Source organism: Acrocarpospora macrocephala, from assembly GCF_009687865.1.
GTDB lineage: Bacteria > Actinomycetota > Actinomycetes > Streptosporangiales > Streptosporangiaceae > Acrocarpospora > Acrocarpospora macrocephala.
Window position 1 is genome coordinate 80,842 of sequence record NZ_BLAE01000007.1, and the last position, 17,664, is coordinate 98,505.

16 protein-coding genes, 3 tRNA genes and 1 pseudogene are annotated in these 17,664 nt (G+C 67.1%); 6 read left to right on the plus strand and 14 right to left on the minus strand.

Annotation, left to right across the window (positions count from 1 at the left end; translation table 11 throughout):
• The first annotated feature begins 34 nt into the window (after positions 1–34).
• Both Amac_RS06205 and Amac_RS06210 read left to right on the plus strand, forming a co-directional pair.
• Positions 35–220, plus strand: coding sequence for a ribbon-helix-helix domain-containing protein (locus Amac_RS06205; RefSeq protein WP_170321715.1), 186 nt, complete (start codon positions 35–37; stop codon positions 218–220).
• On the plus strand, positions 192–1,388 hold the full coding sequence (locus tag Amac_RS06210; protein ID WP_246268099.1) for a site-specific integrase: 1,197 nt from the start codon (positions 192–194) through the stop codon (positions 1,386–1,388). The genes Amac_RS06205 and Amac_RS06210 overlap by 29 nt, the downstream gene beginning before the upstream one ends.
• A gap of 88 nt (positions 1,389–1,476) precedes the next feature.
• Here Amac_RS06210 and Amac_RS06215 read toward each other — a convergent pair.
• A tRNA-Val gene (locus Amac_RS06215) sits at positions 1,477–1,551 on the minus strand.
• A gap of 498 nt (positions 1,552–2,049) precedes the next feature.
• On the opposite strand from Amac_RS06215, the gene Amac_RS06220 reads away from it, so the two are divergent.
• Both Amac_RS06220 and Amac_RS06225 read left to right on the plus strand, forming a co-directional pair.
• A complete protein-coding gene (locus Amac_RS06220) occupies positions 2,050–2,466 on the plus strand; it encodes an SsgA family sporulation/cell division regulator (protein WP_155343490.1) in 417 nt (138 codons plus the stop codon).
• Between the two features lie 73 nt (positions 2,467–2,539).
• A complete protein-coding gene (locus tag Amac_RS06225) occupies positions 2,540–3,946 on the plus strand; it encodes an LVIVD repeat-containing protein (RefSeq protein ID WP_155353351.1) in 1,407 nt (468 codons plus the stop codon).
• On the opposite strand, the gene Amac_RS06230 is transcribed toward Amac_RS06225, so the two are convergent.
• The 4 genes from Amac_RS06230 to hutH are packed head-to-tail and all read right to left on the minus strand — an operon-like array spanning position 3,943 to position 7,965.
• Positions 3,943–4,548 carry a DUF305 domain-containing protein gene (locus Amac_RS06230; RefSeq protein WP_246268100.1) on the minus strand — a complete coding sequence of 202 codons (606 nt, stop codon included), beginning with the start codon at positions 4,546–4,548 and terminating at the stop codon, positions 3,943–3,945. The genes Amac_RS06225 and Amac_RS06230 overlap by 4 nt on opposite strands.
• Entirely contained in the window at positions 4,545–5,375 is an 831-nt protein-coding gene (locus Amac_RS06235; protein WP_155353352.1) for an aminotransferase class IV, read from the minus strand. The genes Amac_RS06230 and Amac_RS06235 overlap by 4 nt, the downstream gene beginning before the upstream one ends.
• A gap of 3 nt (positions 5,376–5,378) precedes the next feature.
• Positions 5,379–6,371, minus strand: coding sequence for a chorismate-binding protein (locus tag Amac_RS06240; protein ID WP_155353353.1), 993 nt, complete (start codon positions 6,369–6,371; stop codon positions 5,379–5,381).
• Positions 6,372–6,429: 58 nt separating this feature from the next.
• A complete protein-coding gene (gene hutH, locus Amac_RS06245) occupies positions 6,430–7,965 on the minus strand; it encodes a histidine ammonia-lyase (RefSeq protein ID WP_155353354.1) in 1,536 nt (511 codons plus the stop codon).
• Between the two features lie 123 nt (positions 7,966–8,088).
• Between hutH and Amac_RS06250 the strand changes: the two genes are divergently transcribed.
• Both Amac_RS06250 and Amac_RS06255 read left to right on the plus strand, forming a co-directional pair.
• Positions 8,089–8,160: transfer RNA gene (locus tag Amac_RS06250), tRNA-Gly, on the plus strand.
• Positions 8,161–8,170: 10 nt separating this feature from the next.
• Positions 8,171–8,242 (plus strand) — tRNA-Val (locus Amac_RS06255).
• Positions 8,243–8,476: 234 nt separating this feature from the next.
• Here Amac_RS06255 and Amac_RS06260 read toward each other — a convergent pair.
• From Amac_RS06260 to Amac_RS06300, 9 genes and pseudogenes are all read right to left on the minus strand, one after another.
• Positions 8,477–9,016: a tyrosine-type recombinase/integrase gene (locus Amac_RS06260; RefSeq protein ID WP_281356250.1), complete on the minus strand. Its 540-nt coding sequence runs from the start codon at positions 9,014–9,016 to the stop codon at positions 8,477–8,479.
• A gap of 289 nt (positions 9,017–9,305) precedes the next feature.
• Positions 9,306–9,380 (minus strand): annotated as a pseudogene (locus tag Amac_RS57845) (hypothetical protein); the annotation flags it as partial.
• A 153-nt stretch (positions 9,381–9,533) separates the two neighbouring features.
• Positions 9,534–9,719: a helix-turn-helix domain-containing protein gene (locus Amac_RS06270; protein ID WP_155353356.1), complete on the minus strand. Its 186-nt coding sequence runs from the start codon at positions 9,717–9,719 to the stop codon at positions 9,534–9,536.
• Positions 9,720–10,378: 659 nt separating this feature from the next.
• Complete coding sequence (locus tag Amac_RS06275) at positions 10,379–13,045, minus strand: hypothetical protein (protein ID WP_155353357.1); 2,667 nt, start codon at positions 13,043–13,045, stop codon at positions 10,379–10,381.
• 213 nt (positions 13,046–13,258) lie between these two features.
• Entirely contained in the window at positions 13,259–13,912 is a 654-nt protein-coding gene (locus Amac_RS06280) for a helix-turn-helix domain-containing protein (RefSeq protein ID WP_218040899.1), read from the minus strand.
• Positions 13,913–14,133: 221 nt separating this feature from the next.
• Positions 14,134–14,808, minus strand: a complete 675-nt coding sequence (locus Amac_RS06285) for a hypothetical protein (RefSeq protein WP_155353358.1) — start codon at positions 14,806–14,808, stop codon at positions 14,134–14,136.
• A gap of 180 nt (positions 14,809–14,988) precedes the next feature.
• Positions 14,989–15,417: a PIN domain-containing protein gene (locus tag Amac_RS06290; RefSeq protein WP_155353359.1), complete on the minus strand. Its 429-nt coding sequence runs from the start codon at positions 15,415–15,417 to the stop codon at positions 14,989–14,991.
• Positions 15,414–15,695: a hypothetical protein gene (locus Amac_RS06295; RefSeq protein ID WP_155353360.1), complete on the minus strand. Its 282-nt coding sequence runs from the start codon at positions 15,693–15,695 to the stop codon at positions 15,414–15,416. The genes Amac_RS06290 and Amac_RS06295 overlap by 4 nt, the downstream gene beginning before the upstream one ends.
• 355 nt (positions 15,696–16,050) lie before the next feature.
• Complete coding sequence (locus Amac_RS06300; RefSeq protein ID WP_155353361.1) at positions 16,051–17,466, minus strand: xylulokinase; 1,416 nt, start codon at positions 17,464–17,466, stop codon at positions 16,051–16,053.
• Positions 17,467–17,664 lie beyond the last annotated feature (198 nt).

A 17,664-nucleotide genomic window follows, 5' to 3' on the forward strand; every position in this document is an offset into this window, starting at 1 on the left:
GCAGGGTGTCGACTTCATTGGAAGGATGCGCTGCATGACGAGCGACAAGACCGCCATGCTCCCTCCTGTACGCGTGGAGGCTGCTCTCAAAGAGCGCCTAGGCCGCTACGCGGAATCGCAGGAGCGCGCCGTGTCATGGGTGATCAGGAAGGCGATCGAGGAATATCTCAACCGCCACGAGGAGGGATCACTTGGCAAAGATCATGATCGGCAAACATGAAGGGACCATCTACCCCGAGGGAGACGGCTTCACCGGAGCTATCTCTCTCGGGTTCGGCCCCGACGGCAAGCGCCTGCGGCTCAAGCGGAAGGGCAGGACCAAAGCAGAGGTCAAGGACAAGCTCATCAAAGCCGTCAAGGACCTGGAAGCCGGCATCACCAGTCCCGACAACTACCTCGTTCGTGGTGCGGTCGAAGACTGGCTGACTATGGGACTCAAGGGCCGGAGTGAGAAAACCATCACCACCCTGCGCATCATGGCCGACAAGCATGTCAACCCGCTGATCGGCAAAACCAAGGTCAAACTGCTGCGGGCTGATGATGTCGATGCCTGGCTCGATGGGCTGACAGACAAGCTGTCCACCCGCAGCCTGCAAACCATCCACTCGATCCTCAAGCGCGCCATCCGCCACGCTCAGGCCCGCGACATGGTGCTCAAGAACGTGGCCGAACTGGTCACCACCCCCAAAGGCAGGGCTGGACGTCCCAGCAAGTCTCTGACCTTCGTGCAGGCCACAGCAGTCCTTGAGGCTGCCAAGTCGTCGCCGTTACACACCTATGTGGTGCTCAGCCTCATGACGGGCGTACGCACCGAGGAGGCCCGTGCCCTGCGCTGGGATCACATCGTGGCGTGGGTAGAGGACGTCCAAGGCTGGCGACCGGTAACCGAAGCAGGGTTCGATCACAAGAAATTCGCCATCTACGTATGGCGCGCGGAGCGAGTGGGGGGCGACACCAAGACTCCCAAGTCGCGGCGCACGCTGGAACTGCCACGGCTGGCTGCACAGGCACTTCGGCGTCACCACAAGGGCCAGGCTGCAGAACGGCTTGCGGCGGGGAAAGCATGGCAAGACCATGGCCTTGTCTTCTGCACCACGGTCGGCACACCTTGGGACGCTGCCAACGTGCGGCGGTCCTTTCGGGCGATCACCAAGAACGCGGGGATCGGAGAGGAGTGGACTCCTCGCGAACTACGACACTCATTCGTATCGATCATGAGTGACAACGACGTGCCCATCGAGACCATCGCCGATCTCGTCGGACATGCGGGCACCAGGGTCACCGAGCAGGTCTACCGACACCAGCTCAAACCAGTGATCACCAGAGGTGCCGAAACCATGAACACGATCTTCGGCGACAAGAAGAAGCGTAAGCCAAAGTCCGCGTGAGGTTGGCTCCCCGTTTGGCTCCCCAACGACCTTCAAGATCGAAAAAAGGGCTCGGCTTGACACCGAAACCCTTGTCACCTGCTACGACTGGTGGGCGATACTGGGATCGAACCAGTGACCTCTTCGGTGTGAACGAAGCGCTCTCCCGCTGAGCTAATCGCCCGGGATGGCCGGGCGTTGGCCCGACGTGGAAAACCATACCGTACTCGGGGGGTGGTGCGCGAAGTGCTTGGGACGGGCGGGCGAGGATGCGATGGGTGAGCGAGTGAGTGCGGAGCGGTGGATTCCGGGGTGTTCTGGTGGTGTGAGGGGCAGCGCGCCGCAAGTTGGGGCGCATCGTCACCGAAAGGTTCTCTGGAGTGCGGCGGCGTGGCGGTGTGTTGTCATAGCATCGTGATGCCCCACACTCGACCAATACGCACCACCTGAGACCGATACACCCCTCCCGACGACACGCAAAACCCTTGCAAACATGCACCTGTTGGTGACGTTTGCGCAGGTAGTCGCCTAAATGTCTTGCTGTGAACTGCGTTACAGAAGGGCCTGAGAGCGGAATCTTTCCTACAGGTTTCTTCGTTCCGCGTCATAGCACGGGACGTAGTCCGTGTGAGCAGTGAAAGCCCCGTTGAGGGGACCCGACGACGAAAAGGTTTGGCTGACGATGAACAGCACCACCGTCTCTGCCGAGCTGGGCCTTCGGCTTGTGGTCCCTGACCGTACTACCGTCCCCCTGCTCGCCGGACTCAGCTATACGGCCGAGGATCCGTACGCCATCCGGATGGCCTTCCACGTGGGGAACGACGAGCCGGTCGAGTGGATCTTCGCGCGCGAGTTGCTGACCGTCGGCATCGTGCGGCGGGTGGGTGACGGGGATGTCCAGGTCTGGCCGGCGCGGTCGGACGGTGAGCGCACGCTCAACATCAGCCTGACGTCGCCGTTCGGGCAGGCCCTGTTCGAGGTGCCGCTGGCGCCGCTGACCGAGTTCCTGCACCGTACGTATGAGCTGGTGCCCGCTGGGCGTGAAGTCGACTTCATGGACCTGGACGAAGAATTGACGAATATGCTCTGGAGCTCCTGAACTGTTACCTATTCCCGACACAGCCCATGCTTTCCTGACATAGCGTCCTGTCTGGAGATAGGGGGGCGCCGAGATGGGGCGTGGGACGGGAGCGTCGCTGCTCGCGGGGGTCTTACTGCTGGGGGCGTGCGCGTCGCCGGCGGTGGAGGAACCGCCTCAAACGCGGCCCCCGATCGCCGCCACGACCCCACCGGAGACGGGAGGCATGCCCGGCGTCGACGAGATCAAGCACAGTGACAACGTCAGGCTGGTCGCCAACGTGCCGCTGGAAGCGCCGTTCGACGGACCGCAGGCCTGGGGGACAGATCTCGCGTTCCAGGGCACGTACGCATATGTCGGCAATTATGAGGGTTTCACGATTGTTGATATCGCGGATCCGGCGGAACCCGCGGTGGTGTCGCGGACCGTGTGCCTGGGTGGGCAGAACGATATTTCGGTATCTGGGAATTTGCTCTTCCTGTCGGTGGATTCGCCCAGGAGCGATGACACCTGCCAGGGTCAGGCGTCGGATCCGGGTGCGCCGACGGCCTGGGAGGGCATCCGCGTATTCGACATTTCCGACAAGGCCAAGCCGGAGTACGTGACCTCGGTGCGGACCGACTGCGGATCCCACACGCACGCGCTCGTTCCCGGTAAAACGTCGATATATGTGTACGTGTCGTCGCCGGCTTCCGTACCGGACGAGCGGAACTGCCCGCCACCGCATCAGAACCTGACGATCGTCGACGTACCGGTGCAGAACCCCAAGGCCGCCCGGGTGGCCGCGAAACCCGACGTCTTCCAGGATCGGCCGGGCGGGGACGGGGAGTCCGAGTTCAATCCGGCCGGATGTCATGACATCACCGTCTATCCCGAGCGGAAACTGGCGGCGGCCGCGTGTTTCGGGGACGGTTTCCTGCTGGACATCACCGATCCTTTGCGGCCGAAGACGCTGCAGGTCGTCCAGGACGAGAACTTCGCGATCTGGCATTCCGCGACGTTCAACAACGCGGGCACCAAGGTCGTCTTCGGGGACGAGCTGGGCGGCGGCATGGCTCCGACCTGCGACGCGAACGTGGACGAGACCCAGGGCGCGAACGCCATCTACGACCTCGTCGCCGGTCCGAAGCTCCAGAAACGCGGATATTTCAAGATTCCGCGGGCGCAGAGTCCGGAGGAGAACTGCGTCGCGCACAACGGCTCGCTGATCCCGGTGCCGGGCAAGGATGTCATGGTCCAGGGCTGGTACCAGGGCGGCGTCTCGGTCTGGGACTTCACCGATTCCGACAATCCTCGCGAGATCGGGTTCTTCGAGCGCGGACCGCTGCCGCCGGGCAAGCAGCTCGGCGGGTCATGGTCGGCGTACTACTACAACGGTTACATCTACTCCAGTGACATCACCAAGGGCCTGGACGTCCTGGAAATCACCGATCCGCTGACCGATCCCGCCAAAGCCGTGAAGATGACCGAACTCAACGTGCAGACCCAGCGGTCGTACTAGAGCATTTCGCGCATGCGGGCGATCTCGATCCGCTGGCCGCGCGCGACGTCGGTGGCCAGGGTGCGCATCATGCGGTCACGGCCGTCGCGGAGTTCCTCGGCGGCCATCGTCAGCGCGCCTTCGTGGTGCTTGATCATCAGGGTGAGGAAAAGCCGGTCGAAGGCCGCGTTCCTGGCCGTGCGGAGGTTGTTCATTTCGGGCAGGCTGGCCATGCCGTACCCATCCGGGTGATCGTGGGCGGGCGCGCGGCCGAGAGCGGCCAGCCAGGAGGTCATGACCGCGATCTCGGGGCGCTGCGCCGCCTCGATGCGCCGCGCCAGGGCCGTGACCTGGGCGTTCGTGGTACGGTCCGGGACCAGCCCGGCCATCTCCAGGGCCTGCCGGTGATGCGGGATCATCATCTCCGCGAACCGGACATCCGCGCCGGTCGAGCGGGACTCCCCCGTCCCGATCCGCTCCCCCGGCGTCGCCGTACGGCCCACGCCGCCGGGCCCGCCCGGCACGACCACCGGCGCGCCGGACCCGGCGACCAGCGGCGTCTCCGGCGTGGCCGCCGAGCAGGCGGCCACGAGCACGGCGGCGAGGGCGACGGCCGCTCTCACGGATCGAGATCGTCCGCCGAGCGCGCGGCGAAGGTCCGCATGGCGGCCAGCGTCACCGGGCCCGGCGCCTGCGGCAGGGGCTTGCCGTCGACCCAGCCGATGGGCTGGATGTCGCGGGTGGTCGAGGTGAGGAAGGCCTCTTCCGCGTCGTAAAGCGTGGAAAGCGGAACGTCCTGCTCGGCGCCGTCGCACCATTCGAGGGTCAGCGCCCTGGTCACCCCGGCCAGGCAGCCGGACGCGAGGGTGGGCGTGATCAGCCGCCCCTTGGTCACCAGGAACACGTTGCTGCCGGTGCCCTCGCACAGGTTGCCGGCCAGGTTCTCGAAGATGGCCTCGCCGCCACCGCGTTCCTTGGCGTAGGCGAGGGCTTTGGCGTTGTCGCCGTACGAGGTGGACTTCACGCCGGCGAGGGCGCCGCGCTCGTTGCGCGGCCAGGGCACGACGACGACCTCGGCCGCCGCGGGGAACGGCTTCTGCTCGCCCACGATGATGATCGTGTTGGTGCCCTCGGCGCCCCGGTCGGAGCCGAGCGGGCCCGGGCCGCTGGTGTAGGTGACGCGGATGCGGCCGAGCGCCCAGGCCGGGGCGGCTTCGAGGCAGCGCCGGACGCCGTCGGCGATGGCGGCCAGGTCGGGTTTGGGGAGATCGACCCGCTTCGCGGAGAGCGCCAGCCGGTCGAGGTGGCGGGTGAGCGCGAACGATTTCCCGTCCATGCATTTGATCGTCTCGAAGACGCCGTCGCCGACCATCAGGCCGTGGTCGAAGACGGACACGACCGCCTGCTCCGGTGCCAGCAGGTCGCCGTTGACCCAGATGGGGACACTCATTACCTAACCTCCAAAGGACGCCAGACCGATGAGCCGTTCGGCCTTCAGTTCGGTTTCCCGCCACTCAAGCCGGGGATCGGAGCCCCAGGTTATGCCCGCTCCGGTGCCGAAATGGATCTCTTCACCGGAGATCCAGAAGGTGCGGATGCCAACGGCCAGCGCCGCTTCGCGCCGGTCGGCATCCACCCAGCCCACCGCCCCACAGTAGGGCCCGCGCGGCTCTGGTTCGAGCCGATTGATGATGCGAAGCGCCGAAGACTTGGGGGCCCCGGTGACGGAACCGGGCGGAAAGGTCGCGCCGAACAGCTGCGGCCAGCCCGCGGTGGTACGCGCCCGGACGGTCGAGACAAGATGCACGAGACCGGGATGTTCCTCGACTTCGCACAGCGCGGGAACGCTGACGGTTCCGACCTCGGCGACCCGGCCGAGATCGTTGCGCACCAAGTCGACGATCATCACATTCTCGGCGTAGTCCTTTTCGAGAAGGTCGTCCGGGGTCACGCCGGTGCCTTTGATCGGGCGTGACTCAACTATGTCGCCATTTTTACCGAGATAGAGCTCCGGGGAGGCGGAGATCACGGCCAGGCCGGGGACGCTGATCACGGCCTCGTACGGGGCGGGGTTGCCCTCGGCCAGGCGGACGGCGAGGGCGAGCGGGTCCTGCGGGCCTTCGAGGGGGGCGGACATGATTCGGCAGAGGTTGGCCTGGTAGACCTCACCTCGTTCGATCTCGTCGCGAATCTCCTGGACGGCGTGCTCGTAGCCCTTCTGGTCGAGGGAGGAGCGCCAGGAATCCTGGGCAGGTCCTCGCCAGGGGCGGGTGGGCGTGGGGAGCGAGGAGGGCCGTACCTGGTCGAAACGGGCGCAGGTGACCTTGCCCTCGAAATCCACGACGACCCCCCACCAGCCCTCGGAGTCCAGCGCCGCGAGGTCGGTGGTCACATCCCGCAGGCCGACGGCCAGCCGGCCGCCAATATGGGCGAACGCGTCGTGCATCCGCCCATTCTCCCAGCCCTCCGCCCGTGGCGGCATTCGGGCTTAGCGTCCCGAAATTTCAGGACAGCTGGCCGGTTGTGGCCTCGACTGCCGCGACGAGGGATCCGTCCGCGATTAGCCGTACCACCGCCTCGATCTCGGGCGCGAGGAACCGGTCGGGCCCCGGCCCCGAGACGGACTCGCGCAGCAGCGCCACGGCCGCGCCCGTCCCCGCCGCCGGCTGGTACGGCTGCCGCAACTCGATCGCCCGCGCCGCGGTCAGCACCTCGACGGCGAGCACCCGGGTGAGCCCGTCGATCGCCCGCCGCAGCTTCCGCCCCGCCGACCACCCCATCGACACATGATCTTCCTGCATGGCCGAACTCGGAATCGAGTCCACACTCGCCGGAACAGCCAGCCGCTTGAGCTCGGAAACGATCGCCGCCTGGGTGTATTGGGCGATCATGTGCCCCGAGTCCACTCCCGGGTCATCCGCCAGGAACGCCGGAAGCCCATGGTTCCGCGCCACATCGAGCATCCGATCGGTACGCCTTTCGGACATGGAAGCCACATCCGCCACCGCGATGGCCAGGAAATCGAGGACATATCCCACCGGCGCGCCATGGAAGTTCCCGTTGGACTCCACCCGCCCGTCCGCGAGCACGACCGGATTGTCGATCGCGCTGGCCAGCTCCCGCTCCGCCACCGCCGCCGCGTGCGCGACCGTGTCCCGCGCGGCCCCCGCGACCTGGGGCGCGCACCGCAACGAGTAGGCGTCCTGCACCCGCGTGCAGGTCCCGTCCCGATGCGACTCCATGATCCCCGAACCGCGCAGCAGCCGCCGCAGATTGCCCGCGCTCGCCGCCTGCCCCGGATGCGGGCGCAACGCCTGCAGATCGGCCGAGAACACCCGATCGGTCCCCAGCAGCCCTTCCACGCTCATCGCCGCGCTGATGTCCGCGACCTTCAGCAACCGGGTCAGATCCTCGATGGCGAGGACCAGCATCCCCAGCATCCCGTCGGTCCCGTTGATCAGCGCGAGCCCTTCCTTGGCCGCCAGCTCGACCGGCTCGATCCCGGCACGCTTGAGCGCCTCGGGCGCGTCCATGAGCACACCGTCCGCATCCCGGACGACCCCCTCCCCCATGATCGTCAACGCCACATGGGAAAGCGGAGCGAGGTCCCCGGAACAGCCCAGACTGCCGTACTCATGCACAACCGGCGTGATCCCCGCGTTGAGCAGGCTCTCCAGCACCCGCGCCGTCTTCGGCCGGATCCCCGTGTGCCCCGACGCCAGCGTCCTGAGCCGCAACAGCATCAGCGCCCGCGTGACCTCATCCTCGACCTCGGCCCCCGACCCCGCCGCATGCGACCGCACCAGGCTCCGCTGCAACTGCGCCCGCAGCCCCGGATCGATATGCCTGGTCGCCAGCGCCCCGAACCCGGTCGAAACCCCGTAAGCCGGGGTGTCCCCCTCGGCGAGCTCCTCGATCCTCCCCCGCGAGGCGAACATCTCCGCGACGGCCACCTCACTCAGCCGCACCCCGGCCCCATACCTGGCCACCCGTACGACATCCGCAAAGCCCAACGGCCCAGGCCCAACCTCAACGTCCATAATCACCCTCCGGAGGTAACCATCGTCAAGCATGGTAGCTCCTTACACGACAATTGATTTGGGGAGTCAGCCAGGATTCGCTAGTGTTCTCTCCGTGAGCCGGGCCCCACCCGGCAAGATCACGCGGAAGTGGCTCAGTGGTAGAGCATCACCTTGCCAAGGTGAGGGTCGCGGGTTCGAATCCCGTCTTCCGCTCGCAGTCCCCGGACGATTAGCTCAGCGGGAGAGCGCTTCCCTGACACGGAAGAGGTCACTGGTTCAATCCCAGTATCGTCCACTCAACAAATCCCAGGCCAACGGCCTGGGATTGTTCGTTTCGAAGATCGTTGACCCTGGGATCAGGAGCAAAACGGGAGCACACTGCTCCCGGAAGATCAAGACCACTACCCCGATCGGTAGCGGTCTGCCCGGTTTAGCCGGGTAGAGGTCACCCCGAAACCGGGAGCATTTCTGCTCCCTCCGGAGCACACCCCGAGCGGGACCCTTCAGCGGTCCGCCGGCCACCGCCGAATCACCGTTTCCGACCCTTGCCACGTTTGCGCCAGCGGCGCTGCAGCTCATCCATCAGACGGGTGCGCATCGCCTCGGTGACGTGACCGTAGACGCCGTCCATGCCGCCCAGTTCGTGCCCGAGCCGCTCGAACTGCAGAACGTGCGGGATACCGGCCTCCATCAAGACGCTCTTGTACAGATGCCGCAGCCCGTGAAAGACCGCGCCGGGAAGAATCTTGGGGCCGTCGTCGCAGGCGGGCCTCCAGATCCGGCGAGCGAAATTGGAGCGGCGTAACCACCCGCCCTCCAGGCCGGAAAAGACCAGCTCATGCGTGTGGGCGTCCATCGCCTCCTCCAGCAGGGCGGCGAGGAACGGCGGCAGATCGATCCGGCGGACCGCCGCCTGGCTTTTGGGCGGGCCCAGCCACAGTTCCCCTTTCACCTCGTGCAATGCCCCGACCTCGGCGTGGATCCAGATCATGTTCTCGCTGGTGCGGCAGTAGGGGCGGGCCAGCCCGGCCAACTCGCCCCAGCGCATGCCGGTGAACGCCGCGGTCAGGACCCTGGATCTCGGCGGTGCGGCCGCCTAACCTTCCGGCCCATTCCGCCAGGGGCAGGATGTGCTTTCCTGGGGGATCGGGCGGCCGTGACGTGGATTGCCGCCGCCGGTGCGGCTGCTGATCTTCAGGGTTGACCGCGATCACCTGCTCGTGCACGGCCGCGTTCAGCACCACCGACAGCAGCGTGACGATGCTGGAGACCGTGGCCGGGGCGTAGCGGACGGCCAGGTCGGCGGCCCACTCCCTGACCGCCATCCGCCGGATGCCATCAAGGCTTACCTGACCGAAGATCGGCGGGATGTGCTGATCGAGGTGATGGTCGTACTTGGCGCGGGTGCCGGGGCGGCATTCTTGCTGGGGTATTTGTCAGGAGTGGTGTGCACGCCGCCGTCGGCGTCGCGGTAGCGGACCCGGAACCACGGGCCGCGTTTCTCCGCCCATGCCATGATCGCCTCCACAATCATTCGGGTGGATGGGGTGGGTAGGGGTCATCGACGCTCCCCTGCCCGCGAGTGGTCAAGCCGCCGGGCGATGCCCGGCCGCGGCGATCGCCTCCAGGTCGGTGCGGGAGAAGCGCAGGTGCTTGCCGAGGAAGGTGCACGGGACGGCGCGGGCGGCGGCCTTGCGGCGCAGCCAGGAGGGCTTCACTCCGAGCAGGACGGCCGCCTCGTCCGGGGTGTAGAGCAGCTTGGACTCTGCGATGGTCGACCATCGAGTACGGCCCCGAGAGACCGGCCACTGACATCTACAAAGACCTGCCCAGACCCCTTCCCCGGGACAAGTTCACTGCGGATCGGGCACGGTTGGATGACCGAGCGCGCGTGATGCTGATCGAAGAGGGTTACCTCGCAGGCGCTGTTGCGTATCGCCTCTGCTCGACCAGGAGCCGACCAGGAATCGTGCCAACCTCGCACAACCGAGCTGACAGACAACCGTGGACCGAGAGGACTTTCCATGACCGGACCGCCGGGAGCACGGTTCACCCCCACGGTCGTGGGGAGCAGCCCTTCAGCCAGTCGACCACCTCCCCGGCCTTCGGTTCACCCCCACGTGGGGGTGAACCGGCGCCCGTCAGTCGTGACGTGATCTCGTCGCCCTGCTTCCCACGCCGGTGGGCGTGAACCGAGTGCCATCGTCCTCAGTCCTGTTCGTGCCAGCTGCTCCGGCGCCGGTGGGGTGAACCGCTCCCCGGATCGCGGGCATGGTCCGTGCCGACCTGACACGATTCTCGGCATCTATGGGTCCAACGCCGTGGCTGAGCCATTCGACCGGCGGCCGGCGGAAGGTTCACGCGGTCGAGGTGACCTGGCCTGCCAAGCGCTCGGATTTGCGAGTTGAGCATCCGAGCGCTTGGGCTTGGCCTAGCGGGAGGGGGACGTCCTGACCGTGAGGTTGCCGGTGGCGGTCGGGACGTTGGCGGTGTAGGTGGCGTTGGGTGTGGAGATGGTGACGATGAAGGCGTCTCGGAAGAGGGGGCCCTTGTCCGTCACGGTGGCCCGGAGTTTGGCGGGGCCGCCGTTGAAGGTGCCGGTGGTTTCGAGGATGGCCTTGTCGCCTGAGGCGATCATCCAACTGGTCCTACTGGCGATGAAGAGCTTGGTGCCGTAGGTGAGGGTGGTCGTGCCGAGGGGGTGGGTGCCCAGGTAGAAGAGGGCCGAGGTGAGCAGGACGGTGGTGCCCGGCTGGGTACCGCTTCGGGCGGCGGGCTCCTGGGATCTGCCCAGGGCGGAGCCGGTGAGGGTGGCGCCGGGGTCGTACAGGGCGAGACTCGACTCGACCGTGGGGGCGGAGAAGAAGCCGCCGTTCGTGGTGAGGTTCACCGACCAGAGGTCGGCGGACGCGTTGAGCCGGATGGTGGCGTTGCCCGCCGCGTCGAAGATCGCCGTACGGACCAGGGAATTGTCGCCGAGCGTGGGGGTCAGCGTGACGGTGACACCGGCCTTGGTGAGGTCGCCGGGGTGGCCGTCGTTCTCTTGGACCGCCTTGAGCGTCAGGGTCGCGCCGAACGCGGCCTGTGTGCCGTCACTCGTGACCGTCACCGTCGCCTTCTCAGGGTTCACGGTGAACGGCGCGACGGTGGAGCCGCCGCGGTAGAGCGCGTCCTCGGGGGTCTGGACGTGGATCGCGTACCCGCCGGGCGAGCCCCCTGCCCAGGTGGCGCGGGCGACCCCGGCCGCGTCCGTCGTCGCCTGGAAGGTGTCGGTGCCGACGGTGAAGGTCACCTGCTTGCCGGTCACGGGCTGGGCGGTGATGCCGTCCCGGATCGCGGCGACGAGTTGCGCCGGGTCGGAGTAGTCGCTCGACCGGTCGCCGCCGTAGGTGAGCACCAGCGGACGTTTGACGATGTCCGCCAGGAACTGGTAATCGGTCCGGACGTCCGGGTTGGTCGTGCTCCGGCCCGAGGCCCGCAGCGTGGTGCGGTCATACAGGATGCCGGTCGGAACGGTGACATTGATCACGGCAGTGGACGCCACACCGGGGCCGAGGGTCATCGTGTCCGTGGTGGCCGACCAGCCGTCGGGCCCGTACACGGTGAACTCGAAGGTGTCGGTGGCCTCGCCGGTGTTGCGCACCGGGTACGTGAACTCGAAGGTGCTACCCAGCGCGACCGTCGGGTGCGGCGCGTTGCCGTCACTGCGGGCCGGGTCGATGAGGATGCCGGGGCCGCGCACGTCGAGGTAGGCCAGGAAACGCTTCTCGTTGGAGGTGTCGGCGTAGAACGGGCGGCCGATCGCCCGGATGGCGACCTTGGCGGGGCTTCCGTCGGCCCAGGCGGCGTTCATCGTCCGCAGCACGGTCCGGGTGTCGGTGGGGTTCCAGGCATCGGTGTCACTCCCGCCGTAACAGTTCCCGTCGTCCTCTTTGACGTCCTCGTCGATCCGCCCGTCGCGATCGTCGTCCACGTCGTTGTCGGGGTCTTCGCCTTCCCGGCCGTCCAGGTCCTCGTCGTCGCAGCCGGGGATGCGCACACCGTCCGGCCGGATCAGCTCGACTCCGCGCTTGGATTCGATCCCGCTCCGAACGTTCCGCTCATCGATGCGCCAGACCACGAGCCCGCTGTCGGAGGCGTTCTCGTCGTAGGTACCAGGCGCGGGGTCCCTGGCCTCGACCAGGAAGTAGTCGTCGGTGCCTTTCTCCGGGTCGTACAGCAGGTACGCCTGACCGATGGAGGAGGCGGACAGGTCGACGTACCCGTCCTTGACGGCCACGATCGGCTTCTGGCCGCCCAGGTGCATCCGGTGCCAGATGTTGGTTTCGAACCACCATTCACCCTGGATGCAGGTGGGCCCGGCGATGTCCAAAGCGCCGACGCCGAAACCGTAGTGGTCCTCGAGCTCGTAGACTTGGTGGGCGAGCTCGTGGGCCAGGGTCATCCGGTTGGTCGCGGTTCCCGCGTCCCCGGTGCGGAACGCGACCCTCTTGCCGTCCAGTTCGCGACCCTGGGCCACGCCCCTGGTCTGCCCGCAGTAGTCCGTACCGGGGCGGGAGGTGAAGATCGTGAAGACGGCCAGTTCGGAGTCCTCAACCGAGCCGTTGTGGTTGGTGTCGTACCGGGCGAAGTCGACGAACGGGTCGGCGAGGTCCAACATCCTGCGACGGCGCTCCGCCGCGTCCTGCGCGATGGCGGGCCCGGAGGCGCCCAGATCGACCAACACGACCCCGTTGTTCTGCTCCCCGAAGGTCTCCACCACCGGGGCGATCGTGGCCAAGCCGTTGGCGAAGAAGTAGTTCGTCACCGTCTTGAACGTGGTGTGCGGGAAGAACCTGTCCTCGATGCTCTGCTCGGTGGTGTTGGCCTGGTCGTTGAACGTCGCGTAGACGACCAGAAGCGGGATCGGGAGATCGCTGCGATCCCTGAACAGGGGCGCGTGGGGCCGGTTCGGATGAGAGAAGTCGGGCAGCGGATTCGGATAGGCGACCTCGGCGTGAGCGGGCGGAGCGACCAGCAACCCACCCGCCAGGAGAGCCACGACGGCCCCGGCCAACACCCGCAACCACTTCGTACCATGGGCAGACCAAGCGAACATTGCCCCTCCAGCCTCGACTTAGCGCGGATCATCCGCAGTCGTCATCGTGGCTCTGGGGGATCTAGGTTCGCATGAGTAGCCCCTTACTCAACGACGCGGGACGAAAGAGCTTGTTGAGCGACGCCCGGTTAGCTCTGAGATTGTGCAGTTCAAGCGGCACGCGAGTATTCGTGAAGGACTCCACCGAGCCGGTCCCGTCGGCGTACGCTCAAGTCAACGATTCCAGCCGGATCGGTGATGGGATCCGGGACGGCGCGTAGCGGAGCCGCCTGATCCAGGGCTTGATGGGCCCGATGTGACAGTCTCGATGAAATCGCAGGCCAGCAGCGCGTCAGCCTGGGACCGCAAGAAGGCGGCCCACGTGGTGGACGCCCGCTCGGGTGCCGGATCAACACCTTCCTGCTTGAGGATCTCCCAGACGGTGGAGGGCGCGACCTTGATACCGAGAGTGGTGAGTTCGCCGTGCACGCGCCGGTAACCCCATGCCGGATTCTCTTTGACCAGCCGTAGAACGAGAGCGCGGATGGAGCGCACCGTAGGCGGCCGGCCGGGCCGCTTCTTCCGGCACACGCGAGCATGGCCCTTCCTGACCAGATCGCGGTGCCGGCGAAGGACAGTGTCCGGACGGACGAGCAGCCGGAGCCCGCGCAGGACTTCGCGGGGCAGCGACGTCAGGAGAGCTGCGAGGAAGGCCCGGTCCTCCGGGGCGAATCTCACCCTGGTGCCGACGCCGAGTTGCCGTTCCAAAATGGTGATCTGGTGTCGCAGGGCAAGGATCTCGACATCCTTGTCTCGATCTCCCAGCGGCAGCAGCCGCAGCGCGGCAAAGGCGTTCGTGACAGTCAGGTAGGCCAGACGGAAGAGCACGAGGGATCATTTTGCCCCGCCCCAGTGGCTGTCGACAGCCGGAGCAGGCACACGTCACGAAGGGTCAGGAAAGCCGTATGGCCTGCACGGATGACGTTATCGGCAGGTACAGGTGTGCCGTTCATATCCCGCATCGCCCATCGTCCCCTGGTAGCGGCGCGCCGGCCGGTTCAGGTAGGCGCCTGCATGATCCGATTGGCCGCCCGTGCCTGATCTGCTACTCAATAGGGCCAGGTGTCGATGAACTTGGCGGGGGACTCCGACTTCGCGTATGTGTTGGTCGCCACGCTGACGGCCATCCACTTCGCGTCGAACTTCGGCCGGATCGTCTTCTCGAAGTAGCCCGTGCCGTCAGTCCTCACCGAGGTGAAGGAGTGCCAGGCCGTGGTGCCGGACTTCCGGTAGTAGATCCGGACCAGCTTGTGCCTGAGGTCGGCGTCAGAGGTGATCCGATAGACGTGGCCGTACAGCTTGACTTTGGCGCCCTTGGGCACCGAGGTCTTGGTCGCGACTAGAGTCGTCGCCGTCTTCCGCTTCACCCAGAAAGTTCGGGTCGTCGTGGTGGTGGTATCGCCGTCGGTGGCGGTGATCTGCAGGGTCCACGCCCCGGTGGGCATGTCGCCGCCGATCCTCGCGATGCCGGTCCAGTAGTCCTCGGTGTATTCGGTGAACAGGCCGAATGTCACCTCGTCGGCACCGTCACGACTGCTGGCCGTCGCGGTCACCGAGTCGGCGTCCACGACCTTGACCTTGACCGTCACCGTCGCCCTCTTCGACTGGGACACCTCGACTGTCGTGGGGGAGATCCTCACAGAGGAGATGTCCGGGTCGGCGAGCGCCGGGGTGGCGACGCCGAGCGTGAGAACGAACGCTCCGAGCAGCGGCACGATCTCCATTCGGGCATTCTCCTCTGCAGTACGACATGTCACCACGAAGCTGAGCAATGCGGTCCATCTTGCTATGCACCCCACCTCGGCGCCACCGCTGCTGTCGTGCATGGCGGGCGTAGCGCTCCGGCGGAGTTCGCTGGACATAGACATCGAGACGCCGGTCCCATACGAGCACACCATGGGTATTCAATCGGGATCGTCGGTGATCTCGATGATGTGGAGGGGATCGTCCAGTGCTCGGGACGGACCGCTCCATTTGGCGGGGTTGATGGTCAGGATCGGGCAGATACTCGCGTCGGCGATGGCCGCGACGTGGCCGTCCCACGGGTCCAGGCCAGTACGGTTCATCACTCGGACGAGGGCGAATGCCTGCTCGACCCCGTGAAGCTGGGCGACGGTCACGGCATCCATTCGGGCCATCCCGGCGAGAAGGTCTTGCGCTTCCTGGATGCCGTGCAGTGCGGTGGCCACGCCCGCGATGGCCAGTGAGGGCGCGATGAGGTTTTGGCCGAGACTGTCGTAGCGCTGGACCAGCTCGATCAGCCCGGCGTCGCCGCGGGCGATGTCTTCCATGACGCTGGTGTCCAGGATGAGAGGCGTGCGGATGTGGCTCACGCGGCGCCCGGGGCGGAGAAGCCGTGCGCCTGGAGCTGCTGGTCCACTTTCGCCTGGAGCCGGTCGACGCGGGCGGCTATGTCTGGCTGCTGGGCTTCCTCCAGCTTCGCGGCCCAGGCCGCTGCGGCTCGCAGGTCTCGGGCACGGAGTTCCCGCATCGCGGTGTTGACCACCGCGGAGACGGAAGGAGCGATGCCCCCTTCGACCATGCGCTCGGCGTATTCGTTCAGGTCAGGGTCGACCGTTACCGAGATCCGCGCCTTCCTACCATCGCTCATACAAAAATCATACTGCCCCTGGATGGGGTTCTCCAGCGGCCTGCCAGCGCCCGAAATGGTGTCACCGGCTCCAACACGCACCCTACGATCATGTAAGCGAGGGGCACCAGCAGCTCGCGATGCTCTCAGATCTGCCCACGCCGCTGCTGGCAAAGTCCCAGCTCCCACCCAGGTTCGAGTTTCCGTGCGGCACAGTTGACACCCTTACAGGTCCTGGGCCGCGCTCGGGGCTCGAGGAGGTGAAGGCAGTGGTGGCCCGTTCATGGCGCGGGCCATCACCATTGAGCGCCCGGGGATCTCACCGCGCCCGACACGACAAAAGCCCCCGACCGCAACGGTCTGGGCTCTGGCGCCGTCAGCCAGCCCGGTCGAGGACGTTCGCGCGGGCCACGGCGTACCGTTCGCGGATCGCCGGCACGGCGTCCGCCTCGTGCATCTCAACCTGCCCGACCGTCCACGATGGCGGCCGCTGCCCGCCCGACAACACCCAGGCCGCCTGACGGGCGGCGCCGTCGGCGACGTACTCCCCCAGTGGTGGGACGAGCACGGGGCGGCCGAAGACTGTAGGAGCGATCTGGCGCACCGCCTCCGAGCGGGCGCCGCCGCCGACCAGGATGACCCGGTTGACCGTCGTGCCCTGCGCGATCATTGCGTCCAGCCCGTCGGCGAGTGCGCACAGCATGCCCTCCACCGCCGCGCGGGCCAGGTGTGCGGGGGTCGAGGTCCGCAGGGTCAGGCCGTGCACGGCTCCGGTGGCGTGCGGGCGGTTCGGTGTGCGCTCGCCCTCCAGATAGGGCACCAGGACCAGCCCGTCGGCGCCCGGCGGTGCGGACAGCGCCCGCGCCGACAGCCCTGCGTGGTCCACCCGCAGCATGGTCGCGGCCGCGTCCAGCACCCGGGCGGCGTTGAGCGTGCACACCAGCGGCAGGAACCGGCCGGTCATATCGGCGTACCCGGCCACGATCCCGCTCGGGTCCGCGGCCGGCACGTCGGAAACGGTGGACACGATGCCGGAGGTGCCGATCGACACGATCACGTCGCCCGACTCGGCACCGACACCCAGCGCCGCCGCGGCGCAGTCGCCGGCACCGGGGCCCAGCGGCGCGCCGGTGCGCAGGTGCCCGGCCTGACCGGTCGGCCCGAGCACCTGCGGCAGCAGCACATCGTCGCGACCGAACGCCAACCGGAGCAGGTCCAGGCGGTACTCACCGGTCGCGGCCGACCAGTATCCGGTCCCGCTGGCCTCGCTGCGGTCGGTGCGCAGCGCATCGAGCCCCGGTGCGCCGGACAGTCGCCAGGTCAGCCAGTCGTGCGGCAGACACACCGCAGCTGTACGGGCGGCGTTGTCCGGCTCCGCCAAGGCCAGCCAGCGCAGCTTGGTGACGGTGAAGCTGGCCACCGGTACCAGGCCGACCGCCTCCGCCCATGCTCGCTGTCCCGCCTCGCCGCCGCCGAGATCCGAGATCAGGTCGGCGGCGGCGCCGGCCGAGCGGGTATCGTTCCACAGCACGGCGTCCCGGATCACCGCGCCGCCGTCGTCCAGGCACACCATGCCCTGCATCTGCCCGGCGATCGAGGCAGCCGCTACGTCGTCCAGTCCGCCGGCCTGTGCGACCGCGTCGGACAGTGCGGCCTCCCACGCGGCCGGCGGCACGGCGGTGCCGACAGGGTGTGGTGCGCGACCTTCTCGCACCAGCTTCCCGGTCTCGGCGTCGCGGATGACGACTTTGCACGACTGGGTCGACGAGTCGACCCCGGCGACGAGGGGCACCGGTCCTCCGGGGGTTGTCGGGTGCGGGTCAGGTGGCGCGGTCGGTCAGCGGGGGCGCGGACCAGGTGGTCGACGGCGAGCCGGTTGAATCCGAAGCCCTCGGCGCCGACCGTGTCTGAGGGCGAAGCTCTAGAACGCTTTGAATCATTTGTCGAATGGCTGAAATATTCGGCTGCGCCAGATGCGTTGTCAAGATCA